Genomic DNA, 12,395 nt, shown 5'->3' with positions numbered 1-12,395 from the left:
AGAGGCTTTAGAGCCTCTTTTCTTTTGCCATCAAAAGCGGTGAAAAGCAAAATATGGAAAGAAATGAGAGATTATGGTATAATAAAACGATATGAAAAGGAGTATCTATGGACATTTCAGAAATTCGTCAAAAAATTGACGCAAATCGTGAAAAATTAGCTTCTTTCAGGGGGTCTCTTTGACCTCGAAGGCTTAGAGGAAGAGATTGCCATCTTGGAAAACAAGATGACAGAACCTGATTTTTGGAACGATAATATCGCGGCCCAAAAAACGTCGCAAGAATTAAATGAATTAAAAAATACCTACAATACCTTCCGTAAAATGGAAGAGTTGCAGGATGAAGTTGAGATTTTATTGGACTTCTTAGCAGAAGACGAGTCAGTCCATGATGAACTGGTCGAGCAGCTAACCGAGTTGGATAAGATGATGGCCAACTACGAGATGACCCTTCTCTTGTCAGAACCTTATGACCATAATAATGCCATCTTGGAAATTCATCCAGGATCTGGTGGTACTGAGGCTCAGGACTGGGGTGATATGTTGCTCCGCATGTACACCCGTTATGGAAATGCCAAAGGCTTTAAAGTAGAAGTTTTGGATTACCAGGCAGGTGATGAAGCAGGTATCAAGTCTGTGACCTTGTCTTTTGAAGGACCGAATGCTTATGGCCTACTTAAATCAGAAATGGGTGTTCACCGTTTGGTTCGTATTTCACCATTTGACTCTGCCAAACGTCGCCATACTTCATTTACATCCGTAGAGGTTATGCCTGAACTGGATGATACTATCGAAGTGGAGATTCGTGAAGATGATATCAAAATGGATACCTTCCGTTCAGGTGGTGCTGGTGGACAAAACGTAAATAAAGTTTCAACAGGTGTGCGTTTGACACACATTCCTACAGGAACTGTCGTCCAATCAACGGTCGATCGTACCCAGTATGGAAATAGAGATCGTGCCATGAAGATGTTGCAGGCTAAACTCTATCAGATGGAGCAAGAAAAGAAAGCTGCGGAAGTTGATTCCCTCAAAGGTGAGAAAAAAGAAATTACATGGGGAAGTCAGATTCGTTCTTATGTCTTCACACCTTATACTATGGTAAAAGATCACCGTACAAGCTTTGAAGTTTCCCAAGTAGATAAGGTTATGGATGGAGACCTTGATGGTTTCATCGATGCCTATCTCAAGTGGCGAATTAGCTAAGAAAGAAAGGAACTCATATGTCAATCATTGAAATGAGAGATGTTGTCAAAAAGTATGACAATGGAACGACTGCCCTGCGTGGTGTCTCTGTTACCATTGAACCAGGAGAGTTTGCCTATATCGTAGGACCTTCTGGGGCAGGTAAGTCAACCTTTATTCGAGCTTTATACCGAGAAGTAAAGATCGAAAAAGGAAGCCTATCAGTTGCAGGCTTTAATCTAGTTAAAATCAAGAAGAAAGATATCCCGCTTCTACGTCGTAGTGTCGGGGTTGTCTTTCAAGATTACAAACTCTTGCCTAAGAAAACGGTTTATGAGAATATTGCCTACGCAATGGAAGTTATCGGAGAGAATCGCCGTAACATCAAAAAACGTGTTATGGAAGTATTGGACCTAGTAGGTTTAAAACACAAGGTTCGTTCTTTCCCGAATGAACTCTCAGGTGGAGAACAGCAACGGATTGCGATTGCCCGTGCGATTGTCAACAATCCTAAAGTATTGATTGCTGATGAACCAACAGGAAACTTGGACCCAGATAATTCGTGGGAAATTATGAATCTGTTGGAACGCATCAATCTTCAAGGTACAACTGTTTTGATGGCGACCCACAACAGCCAAATCGTAAATACCTTGCGCCACCGTGTCATTGCCATTGAAAATGGCCGTGTCGTTCGTGACGAAGCTAAAGGAGAATATGGATACGATGATTAGTAGATTTTTTCGCCATTTATTTGAATCATTAAAAAGTTTAAAACGAAATGGCTGGATGACAGTAGCAGCAGTGAGTTCGGTTATGATTACCTTAACACTCGTTGCCTTGTTTGCATCTGTAATTTTTAATACAGCAAAACTGGCTACCGATATTGAAAACAACGTTCGTGTTATGGTCTACATTCGTAAGGATGTAGCAGATAACAGTGAAACGATTGAAAAAGAAGGTCAGACAGTTACCAATAATGACTACCACAAGGTCTATGATGCTTTGAAGGCGATGCCTGCTGTAAAAAGTGTTACCTTCTCAAGTAAAGAAGAACAATACGAGAAACTGACGGAAACCATGGGTGACGATTGGAAGGTCTTTGAAGGGGATGCAAATCCTCTCTATGATGCCTATATCGTCGATACAAATTCTCCAAGTGATGTTAAAACAGTAGCTGAAGAAGCGAAGAAAATTGAGGGAGTATCAGAAGTTCAAGATGGTGGAGCCAACACTCAACGACTTTTCGAACTGGCTTCCTTTATCCGTGTTTGGGGATTGGTTATTGCAGGACTCTTGATTTTTATCGCAGTCTTCCTCATTTCCAATACCATCCGTATTACCATTATTTCACGTAGTCGTGAGATTCAGATCATGCGTCTTGTTGGAGCGAGAAATGGTTATATCCGTGGCCCATTCTTGCTAGAAGGTGCTTTTATTGGCTTGCTTGGCGCAGCGATTCCCTCAGTTCTTGTATTCTTTGTTTACAATATCGTTTATCAATCGGTCAATAAATCCTTGGTAGGTCAAAACTTATCAATGATTACGCCAGATGTGTTTGTCCCTTTGATGACAGTTCTACTATTTGTAATCGGAATTTTCATTGGTTCAATTGGTTCAGGAATTTCGATGCGTCGATTCTTGAAAATCTAATTGGATATAAATGCAAATTGCAGAACAAATCAGAAAAATGATACATTTTTAAAAGAGAAGTTTTCGTAAACTTCTCTTTTTTCTTCTAAAAATTAAAAAAAGTAGACAATTTTTTATAAAAGCCTTTACAAAAAAAAATAAAGTGGTATAATTGAATTATAAATAAGTGCAAACGTTTTCGTAAAACGTTTGCCTAAAAAATATAAAGGAGATTTGAATGATGAAAGATACATTCAAAAATGTCTTGTCTTTCGAATTTTGGCAAAAATTCGGTAAGGCTCTAATGGTGGTTATCGCTGTTATGCCAGCGGCTGGATTGATGATTTCAATCGGTAAGTCGCTTGCATTGATTGACCCAAATCTTGCCCCACTTGTTATTACAGGTGGAATTCTTGAGCAAATCGGTTGGGGAGTTATCGGTAACCTTCATATTTTGTTTGCTCTTGCTATCGGTGGTAGCTGGGCTAAAGAACGTGCAGGCGGTGCATTTGCAGCAGGACTTGCCTTTATCTTAATCAACCGTATCACTGGTACTATCTTTGGAGTTACAAGTGATATGCTGAAAAACCCTGAGGCTATGGTCACTACCCTCTTTGGAGGCTCAATCAAAGTTTCTGATTACTTCATCAGTGTTCTTGAAGCACCAGCATTGAACATGGGTGTTTTTGTAGGGATTATCTCTGGTTTTGTAGGGGCAACTGCCTTTAACAAATACTACAACTACCGTAAACTTCCTGATGCGCTTTCATTCTTCAATGGGAAACGCTTCGTACCATTCGTTGTCATCCTTCGTTCAGCTATTGCAGCAATTGTACTTGCAGCTTTCTGGCCAGTTGTTCAAACAGGTATCAACAACTTTGGTATCTGGATTGCCAATTCACAAGAAACAGCACCTGTTCTTGCACCATTCTTGTATGGTACTTTGGAACGTTTGCTCTTGCCATTTGGTCTTCACCACATGTTGACTATCCCAATGAACTATACAGCTCTTGGTGGTACTTATGACATTTTAACTGGTGCAGCTAAAGGTACTCAAGTATTCGGTCAAGACCCACTATGGCTTGCATGGGTAACAGACCTTGTAAACCTTAAAGGTACTGATGCTAGTCAATACCAACACTTGTTAGATACTGTTCACCCAGCTCGTTTCAAAGTTGGTCAAATGATTGGTTCATTCGGTATCTTGATGGGTGTCATCGTTGCTATCTACCGCAATGTTGAAGCAGACAAGAAACACCAATACAAAGGAATGATGATTGCAACAGCTCTTGCAACTTTCTTGACAGGGGTTACTGAACCAATCGAATACATGTTCATGTTTGTTGCAACACCTCTTTATCTTGTATATTCTGTTGTTCAAGGTGCTGCCTTCGCTATGGCTGATATTGTTCACCTTCGTGTGCACTCATTCGGTTCAATTGAATTCTTGACTCGTACTCCGCTAGCTATCAACGCTGGTCTTGGTATGGATATCATTAACTTTATCTGGGTAACTGTCCTCTTTGCAGTCATCATGTACTTCATTGCCAACTTCATGATTAAGAAATTCAACTATGCAACTCCAGGACGTAACGGAAACTATGAAACTGCTGAAGGAGCATCAGAAGATGCAACTCCAGGAGAAACAAAAGTTGCAGCAGCTTCTCAAGCTGTAAATATCATTAACCTTCTTGGTGGTCGTGCAAACATCGTAGATGTAGATGCATGTATGACTCGTCTTCGTGTAACTGTTAAGGATGCAGATCGTGTTGGTACTGAGGAACAATGGAAAGCAGAAGGCGCTATGGGTCTTGTCATGAAAGGACAAGGTGTCCAAGCTATCTACGGACCAAAAGCTGACGTATTGAAATCTGATATCCAAGACATCCTTGACTCAGGTGAAGTAATTCCTGAAACTCTTCCAAGCCAAATGACAGAAGCTCAAAAAAATACTGTACATTTTAAAGGTGTAACTGAGGAAGTTTACTCAGTAGCTGACGGTCAAGTTATTGCCTTGGAACAAGTGAAAGATCCAGTCTTTGCTCAAAAAATGATGGGTGATGGTTTTGCAGTAGAACCAGCAAATGGAAACATTGTATCTCCAGTTACAGGTACTGTATCAAGTATCTTCCCAACAAAACATGCACTTGGACTTGTTACTGAATCAGGTCTTGAAGTACTTGTTCATATTGGTTTGGATACTGTAAGCCTTGAAGGAAAACCATTTACTGTTCACGTTTCTGAAGGACAAAAGGTTGCAGCAGGTGATCTTCTTGTTACAGCTGACTTGGATGCTATCCGTGCAGCAGGTCGTGAAACATCAACAGTGGTTGTCTTTACAAATGGTGATGCTATCAAATCAGTTAAATTAGAACAAACAGGTTCTCTTGCAGCTAAAACAGCAGTTGCTAAAGTAGAATTGTAATATACTCGAGGTTGGAAGCTGTTTTCCAACCTCTTGTTTTAGGAGAAAAGCATGAAATTTTTAACACTCAATACTCATAGTTGGATGGAAAAAGAAGCAGAGGAAAAATTCCAGCTCTTGCTCCAAGATATTCTTGACAAAGATTATGATTTGATCTGTTTTCAAGAAATTAATCAAGAAATGACTTCGCCGGAGGTAGAGGTTAACAATCACTATCAAGCTTTGCCATCAGCAGAACCTATTCATCAGGATCACTATGTACGACTTCTGGTTGAAAAATTGGCTGAGAAAGGGAAAAACTACTACTGGACTTGGGCTTATAATCATATTGGCTATGACCGCTACCATGAAGGTGTAGCTATCTTATCCAAAACACCTATTAAGGCGCGTGAGATTTTAGTATCAGATGTAGATGATCCAACGGACTACCATACTCGCCGTGTTGTCTTAACTGAGACAGAGGTTGAAGGCAAGGAACTTGCTCTTGCAAGTGTCCATCTCTCTTGGTGGGATAAAGGTTTCCAAGAAGAATGGGCACGATTTGAGGCTGTATTAAAAGAGTTGAACAAACCTCTGATTTTAGCTGGAGATTTCAACAACCCAGCTGGTCAGGAAGGCTATCAAGCGATTTTAGCTAGCCCATTAGGATTACAAGACGCGTTTGAAGTTGCGAAAGAAAGAAGTGGTAGCTATACCGTTCCACCAGAAATTGATGGCTGGAAAGGCAATACCGAATCACTACGAATCGACTATGTCTTTACGACAAAAGACTTAGAAGTGGAAAGTTTGCATGTAGTTTTTGATGGCCAAAATGGTCCACAAGTCAGTGACCACTATGGTTTGAATGCTGTATTGACCTGGAAATAATGAAAGAGGTTGGAATCAGAGGTTCCAACCTTTTAAGCTACTTGAATCTTTAATACAGGACTGAGATTCAAATGAAGCTACTGAAATAGGACAAAATATGGTATAATTGAAAGGATAGAATCGAGGATAGTATGTCATTTAAGAAATTTCAATTTAAAAATTATATAGCAGAAGCCTTGGAGGAGTTGAAGTTTACGACTCCTACCGAAGTTCAGGAAAAGTTGATTCCTATTGTCTTGGCAGGTCGTGACTTGGTGGGCGAGTCAAAAACAGGTTCAGGAAAGACCCACACTTTCTTACTACCCATTTTTCAGCAATTAGATGAAACTAGCGATAGTGTGCAGGCGGTCATTACTGCACCAAGTCGTGAGTTGGCCACTCAAATCTACCAAGCAGCTCGTCAGATTGCAGCTCACTCAGATGTCGAAGTTCGTGTGGTTAATTATGTGGGTGGTACGGATAAGGCGCGTCAGATTGAAAAACTGGCCAGCAACCAACCACATATCGTTATCGGAACGCCAGGTCGCATCTATGACTTGGTCAAATCTGGTGATTTGGCTATTCACAAGGCTAAGACATTTGTAGTTGATGAAGCCGATATGACCTTGGATATGGGATTCTTGGAGACAGTCGATAAGATTGCAGGGAGCCTTCCAAAAGACTTGCAATTCATGGTCTTTTCAGCGACCATTCCACAAAAATTGCAACCGTTCTTGAAAAAATACTTGTCAAATCCTGTCATGGAAAAAATCAAGACCAAGACAGTCATCTCAGATACGATTGATAACTGGTTGATTTCGACCAAGGGTCGCGACAAGAATGCTCAAATTTACCAGCTGACTCAGTTGATGCAGCCTTATTTAGCAATGATTTTTGTTAACACAAAAACGCGTGCTGATGAGTTACATGCCTACTTGACTGCTCAAGGATTGAAGGTAGCTAAGATTCATGGAGATATTGCTCCTCGTGAACGCAAGCGGATCATGAACCAGGTGAAAAATCTGGATTTTGAGTACATTGTCGCAACGGACTTGGCAGCGCGTGGAATTGATATTGAAGGGGTCAGCCATGTTATCAATGATGCCATTCCGCAAGACTTGTCCTTCTTTGTTCACCGAGTTGGACGTACTGGACGCAATGGTCTTCCTGGTACAGCTATTACCCTTTACCAGCCTAGTGATGACTCGGATATCCGTGAGTTGGAGAAATTAGGGATCAAGTTTACTCCTAAGATGGTCAAAGACGGAGAGTTTCAAGATACCTATGACCGTGATCGTCGTGCCAATCGTGAAAAGAAGCAGGATAAGCTTGATATCGAAATGATTGGCTTGGTTAAAAAGAAAAAGAAAAAAGTCAAACCTGGCTATAAGAAGAAGATTCAATGGGCGGTGGATGAAAAACGTCGCAAAATCAAGCGTGCTGAAAATCGTGCACGTGGGCGTGCAGAGCGGAAAGCCAAACGCCAAACATTTTAAGAACAAAATTGGAGCTGAATGGCTCCTTTTTGTAACTTCATTTTATAAATCATCGAAAAGAATGCAAAAATGAGTAAAAAGTGGTATAATGATAAGGTTATATAGTCCCGATAAGATGGTAGAAATTTCTATCAGTACTTTGTAACTCTATAACAATATTTTTTAAGGGGGGACATTTTTATGTCAGAACGTAAATTATTCACGTCTGAATCTGTATCTGAGGGGCATCCAGATAAGATTGCAGACCAAATTTCAGATGCGATTTTGGATGCTATTTTAGCAAAGGATCCAGAGGCGCACGTTGCTGCTGAGACAGCTGTATACACTGGTTCTGTCCATGTTTTTGGTGAAATTTCTACAAATGCCTATGTGGATATCAACCGTGTGGTTCGTGATACCATTGCAGAGATTGGTTATACGAATGCAGAATATGGTTTTTCTGCGGAAACAGTTGGAGTTCATCCATCGCTTGTTGAGCAGTCACCGGATATCGCCCAAGGTGTTAACGAAGCCTTGGAAGTCCGTGGAAGTGCAGATCAAGATCCGCTTGACTTGATTGGTGCTGGTGACCAAGGTCTCATGTTTGGATTTGCAGTGGATGAGACAGAAGAACTCATGCCATTGCCAATCTCACTCAGCCACAAGTTGGTTCGTCGTTTGGCAGAACTTCGTAAGTCTGGTGAAATCAGTTATCTTCGTCCAGATGCCAAATCACAAGTTACAGTTGAGTACGATGAAAATGATCGTCCAGTACGTGTGGACACAGTCGTTATTTCAACTCAGCACGATCCAGAAGCTACTAATGAACAAATCCATCAAGATGTGATTAACAAGGTTATCAAAGAAGTTATTCCAGCTTCTTACTTGGATGAGCAAACAAAATTCTTCATCAATCCGACTGGCCGCTTTGTAATCGGTGGACCTCAAGGAGACTCAGGTTTGACTGGTCGTAAGATCATCGTGGATACCTATGGTGGCTATTCTCGTCATGGTGGCGGTGCCTTCTCTGGTAAGGATGCGACTAAGGTGGATCGTTCTGCGTCATATGCAGCTCGCTACATTGCCAAGAATATCGTGGCAGCAGGTCTTGCTAAGAAAGTAGAAGTGCAATTGGCCTATGCCATCGGTGTGGCACAGCCTGTTTCTGTTCGTATCGATACTTTCGGTACAGGAACAGTAGCTGAAAGCAAACTTGAAAAAGCAGCGCGTCAAACCTTTGATCTTCGCCCTGCAGGAATTATCCAAATGCTGGATCTTAAACGTCCAATTTACCGTCAAACAGCGGCTTATGGACACATGGGACGTACAGATATTGACCTTCCATGGGAACGTTTGGACAAGGTAGAGGCTTTGAAAGAAGCTGTGAAATAAAATAAAAAAGATTGGTAGTACACAACTACCAATCTTTTTTGCAAGTGAAAACCAGCTTAAAAGCTGGTCTTCTTATTTTATAGGGATTGAGATCTCAATCAATTTATCCGAATAGAGGGTTTTGATATTTGCTTCATCGATACTTTCTTTGTCGATTTTACGTTTCAAGAAGAAGTCTTGGATGGTTTCAATTTCGGGTTCACGAATAGCACGGTGTTTGTTCGAAATGAGGATTTCATAGTGAAGCGGGGCTTGTGTGAAAACCACATCTGTATTTCCGGCCGAATAGACCTCAACAAGAGTTGCGTCAGTACTTTCTAATTGGCTTTTAACAAGTTGCGAGTGTGAATTAGTCGTGTTGATAAGCTTCATAACAGTTCCTCCGATTTTCTAACTCTATTATAGCACTTTTTGGATAAAATCGTGCAATTTAGTCAATTCCATGTTGGATTTTCCAAGCTTCAATTCCCCATTTATGGCTACCACGTTTGAGTTTTTCAATTGCTTCATCAATAGGAAACCAAGCAATATGATTAAAATCTTCCAATGGTTTTTGTACTTCTTGGAAAGAAGTAGCTTCATAGAGATAAGCTGGGTTGTAGTAGTAGGTATCACGGTGGCGAGAGTAGAAATACTCATCAGCTTGCCCATAATAGGTTCCAATCTCAGCTGTAAAGCCTAGTTCTTCGATTAGTTCTCTCTTCAGTGCTTCTTGATGATCTTCGCCTGCTTCAATTTCTCCACCTGGCAAGAACCAAGCACCATTGGGAGCTTGAACTAGGACAATTTGTTTTTTTTCTGCATCCGGAATAACTGCGTACACACCATAGCGGGGCTGGTAGGTTACATTCTCTTTTTTTTCACCAAAAGTGGGGTTTTCCATTGCTTTTTCCTCATTCTCTAGTGTCTTTATTATTATCATAATGGACGAGGGGCTAGCTGTCAAGAATTTACAGTTATTTTAGTAAAAAAAGGTGCAGAAAATGATAGACTTCCTGCACCTGTTAGGTCGTTTTATTCTTCTTTTTCAGAAGTAACCTCTTCTGTTTTTTCAGTTTTTTTGGCAGATTTGATTTGAATCTTACCATTGCTTGTCATGACTGCCTTGAGGTCTTTTTCGCTTGGATTTTCAAGGTAGTAGTCTGTAATAGCATCCTCGATATGGTCTTGAATGGTACGACGGAGTGGGCGTGCTCCCATTTTGGGATCATAACCTAGGTCAACCAACTTTTCCTTGACCTTGTCTGTCACATCGAGGTGGATGTTGTTGCTAGAAAGGCGTTTGTTGACATCCGCTAGCATGAGATCGACGATTTGGAGGAGGTTGTCCTTGCTGAGAGGTTTAAATTCGATGATGCCGTCAAAACGGTTCATAAACTCAGGACTAAAGAAGTTGCCGAGTTCACCGAGAACAGAGTTGGTTCGACCTTCACGAGCAGCTCCAAAACCAACGCTGGCTTCGGCCTTACCAGTACCGGCATTTGAGGTCATGATGATGATGGCATCCTTAAAGCTAACTGTACGTCCTTGCCCGTCTGTCAAACGGCCATCGTCTAAGACTTGAAGGAACATGTGCATGACATCTGGATGGGCTTTCTCGACCTCATCGAGAAGGATGAGTGAGTAAGGATTACGACGAACTTTTTCCGTTAACTGACCCGCTTCATCGTAGCCAACATAACCTGGAGGGGCTCCGACTAATTTAGCCACACTGTGTTTTTCCATGTATTCACTCATATCAAAGCGAATCATGCTGTCAGCAGAACCAAAGAGTTCAATGGCTAGTTGTTTGGACAGTTCTGTCTTACCGACACCAGTTGGTCCGACAAAGAGGAAACTTCCGATTGGGCGGTTAGGAGTTCCAAGACCAACACGATTACGACGGATGGCTTTGGCAATCTTATCGACAGCTTCATCTTGACCAATGACATGAGCTTTGAGGTCGTCTGCTAGATGGATAAGCTGAGACTGTTCTTTTTCTTTGAGTTCTCCGACAGGAATATTGGTTTTCTGCTCAATGATATGCTCAATGGTTTTCTCGCTAATGATAGGAGTATCCTGGTCAGTCACCTTGTTTTTCTGCATTTCCTTGTATTTGGCAATCTGATCGCGGAAATAGGCAGCCTTTTCAAAGTCTTCCTCTCGAGTAGCCTGAGCCTTGAGATTCTCAGCTTCAATTAAACGCTGATCAATCACTTTAGGATCAACAAAGTTCAGCGTCAGATTCATCTTAGAACCAGCTTCATCTAACAGGTCAATAGCCTTGTCTGGCAAGAAGCGGTCTTGGATATAGCGATTGGAAAGATTTGCAGCAGCTTCGATAGCAGTGTCTGTGTACTTGACGTGATGGTAGTCTTCGTATTTCTTTTGAACCCCTTTGAGGATGATAATGGTTTCTTCGACAGTTGGTTCATCAACTTTGACAGGCTGCATACGACGTTCCAAAGCAGCATCTTTTTCAATGATACGGTATTCATTGAGAGTAGTAGCGCCAACCAATTGCAATTCACCACGGGCAAGGGCTGGTTTCAGGATATTGCCTGCATCCATATTGCCATCACCTGCTGACCCTGCACCAACAATTTCATGGATTTCGTCGATAAAGAGGATGATGTCCTCGCGTTTGCGAATTTCTTCCATGAGCTTTTGCATGCGTTCTTCAAATTGGCCTCGAATCCCTGTTCCTTGAACTAGACTGACCACATCCAGACGGATGACCTGTTTGCCTTGGAGTTTATGGGGAACATCGCCATCGACAATCTTCTGAGCTAAACCTTCGACAACAGCTGTTTTACCAACACCTGGTTCTCCGATAAGGACAGGATTGTTTTTGGTTCGACGGTTGAGGATTTCTATAACGCGGATAATCTCCTCGTCTCGGCCGATAACAGGGTCAATATCTCCTCGACGAGCTATTTCAGTCACGTTGATACCATATTCCTCTAGGAGCCCTCTTTCTTGGCTAGGAGGAGGTGTTTGAACAGGTCCGCGGTTTTGAGGTCCGTATCCCCCATTGCCTCCGTATCCCCCACCGGATTGAGTTGGAGGGACGTTATTTGAAGAAGCCCTGAAATTGTTCAAATCATTGAAAAAGTCTCCAAAAGGATCAAAGTCACGATTGTTTAAGTCAGTCATTCCTTTAAAGAGGGTATTATTTGGATCTGTTTTGATAATTTTATAGCAATTTTGACAGAGATCAATTTGTTTTTGCTGTCCATTGATATTGGTATACAGATGAATTGTTGAGTCGTTAATTTTACAGTTTTGACAGAGCATACATCTACCTCATTTCATTCGTATTCTTGGCCTAAGAAAAAGGTCAAGAATAGTCAAAGTTTTATACTCTCATTATAGCATGATTAAGGTGTAAAGCAAGTAAAAAGATTGGGAAGTGTTCGTTTTTAAAAGAAGGATTTATGGAGAATCAAGCGACATTGAAGGTAAGA

At 41.3% G+C, this 12,395-nt stretch carries 10 protein-coding genes; 7 read left to right on the top strand and 3 right to left on the bottom strand.

The window, feature by feature from the left end:
- The first annotated feature begins 107 nt into the window (after nucleotides 1–107).
- From prfB to metK, 7 genes are all read left to right on the top strand, one after another.
- A protein-coding gene (gene prfB, locus HMPREF1125_RS03420; protein WP_142357139.1) for a peptide chain release factor 2 occupies nucleotides 108–1,203 on the top strand; the annotation gives its coding sequence in 2 pieces (ribosomal slippage) (nucleotides 108–179 and nucleotides 181–1,203; 1,095 coding nt in all).
- A 17-nt stretch (nucleotides 1,204–1,220) separates the two neighbouring features.
- On the top strand, nucleotides 1,221–1,913 hold the full coding sequence (ftsE, locus tag HMPREF1125_RS03415) for a cell division ATP-binding protein FtsE (protein ID WP_000022271.1): 693 nt from the start codon (nucleotides 1,221–1,223) through the stop codon (nucleotides 1,911–1,913).
- Nucleotides 1,906–2,832: a permease-like cell division protein FtsX gene (gene ftsX, locus HMPREF1125_RS03410; protein WP_000625557.1), complete on the top strand. Its 927-nt coding sequence runs from the start codon at nucleotides 1,906–1,908 to the stop codon at nucleotides 2,830–2,832. Before ftsE ends, ftsX begins: the two co-directional genes overlap by 8 nt.
- Before the next feature lie 217 nt (nucleotides 2,833–3,049).
- Nucleotides 3,050–5,236 (top strand): PTS transporter subunit IIBC, encoded by a 2,187-nt coding sequence (locus HMPREF1125_RS03405; RefSeq protein WP_000974084.1) that lies wholly within the window; start codon nucleotides 3,050–3,052, stop codon nucleotides 5,234–5,236.
- A gap of 51 nt (nucleotides 5,237–5,287) precedes the next feature.
- Nucleotides 5,288–6,103, top strand: coding sequence for an endonuclease/exonuclease/phosphatase family protein (locus tag HMPREF1125_RS03400; protein ID WP_000670866.1), 816 nt, complete (start codon nucleotides 5,288–5,290; stop codon nucleotides 6,101–6,103).
- A 131-nt stretch (nucleotides 6,104–6,234) separates the two neighbouring features.
- Entirely contained in the window at nucleotides 6,235–7,578 is a 1,344-nt protein-coding gene (locus tag HMPREF1125_RS03395; RefSeq protein WP_004181712.1) for a DEAD/DEAH box helicase, read from the top strand.
- Nucleotides 7,579–7,758: 180 nt separating this feature from the next.
- Entirely contained in the window at nucleotides 7,759–8,949 is a 1,191-nt protein-coding gene (gene metK / locus HMPREF1125_RS03390) for a methionine adenosyltransferase (RefSeq protein ID WP_000003926.1), read from the top strand.
- Nucleotides 8,950–9,021: 72 nt separating this feature from the next.
- Here the strand turns inward: metK and HMPREF1125_RS03385 are convergent, their stop codons facing one another.
- The 3 genes from HMPREF1125_RS03385 to HMPREF1125_RS03375 all read right to left on the bottom strand — a co-directional run bounded on the left by HMPREF1125_RS03385 (nucleotide 9,022) and on the right by HMPREF1125_RS03375 (nucleotide 12,225).
- Nucleotides 9,022–9,321: a DUF1827 family protein gene (locus HMPREF1125_RS03385; protein WP_000767203.1), complete on the bottom strand. Its 300-nt coding sequence runs from the start codon at nucleotides 9,319–9,321 to the stop codon at nucleotides 9,022–9,024.
- Between the two features lie 58 nt (nucleotides 9,322–9,379).
- Nucleotides 9,380–9,832 (bottom strand): NUDIX hydrolase, encoded by a 453-nt coding sequence (locus tag HMPREF1125_RS03380; RefSeq protein WP_000431190.1) that lies wholly within the window; start codon nucleotides 9,830–9,832, stop codon nucleotides 9,380–9,382.
- A gap of 131 nt (nucleotides 9,833–9,963) precedes the next feature.
- Entirely contained in the window at nucleotides 9,964–12,225 is a 2,262-nt protein-coding gene (locus HMPREF1125_RS03375; RefSeq protein WP_000882489.1) for an ATP-dependent Clp protease ATP-binding subunit, read from the bottom strand.
- Between the last annotated feature and the right edge of the window lie 170 nt (nucleotides 12,226–12,395).

Origin of the sequence: Streptococcus oralis SK304 (assembly GCF_000287715.1) — a bacterium.
Classification (GTDB): Bacteria; Bacillota; Bacilli; order Lactobacillales; family Streptococcaceae; genus Streptococcus; species Streptococcus oralis_Y.
This window is presented reverse-complemented; position numbering and strand designations above follow the sequence as displayed.

Excerpts from the sequence above, each read along its gene's own strand:
- ftsE (WP_000022271.1), top strand. The coding sequence starts at position 1,221 with ATGTCAATCATTGAAATGAGAGATGTTGTCAAAAAGTATGACAATGGA.
- ftsX (WP_000625557.1), top strand. The coding sequence starts at position 1,906 with ATGATTAGTAGATTTTTTCGCCATTTATTTGAATCATTAAAAAGTTTA.
- HMPREF1125_RS03405 (WP_000974084.1), top strand. The coding sequence starts at position 3,050 with ATGATGAAAGATACATTCAAAAATGTCTTGTCTTTCGAATTTTGGCAA.
- HMPREF1125_RS03400 (WP_000670866.1), top strand. The coding sequence starts at position 5,288 with ATGAAATTTTTAACACTCAATACTCATAGTTGGATGGAAAAAGAAGCA.
- HMPREF1125_RS03395 (WP_004181712.1), top strand. The coding sequence starts at position 6,235 with ATGTCATTTAAGAAATTTCAATTTAAAAATTATATAGCAGAAGCCTTG.
- metK (WP_000003926.1), top strand. The coding sequence starts at position 7,759 with ATGTCAGAACGTAAATTATTCACGTCTGAATCTGTATCTGAGGGGCAT.
- HMPREF1125_RS03385 (WP_000767203.1), bottom strand. The coding sequence starts at position 9,321 with ATGAAGCTTATCAACACGACTAATTCACACTCGCAACTTGTTAAAAGC.
- HMPREF1125_RS03380 (WP_000431190.1), bottom strand. The coding sequence starts at position 9,832 with ATGGAAAACCCCACTTTTGGTGAAAAAAAAGAGAATGTAACCTACCAG.
- HMPREF1125_RS03375 (WP_000882489.1), bottom strand. The coding sequence starts at position 12,225 with ATGCTCTGTCAAAACTGTAAAATTAACGACTCAACAATTCATCTGTAT.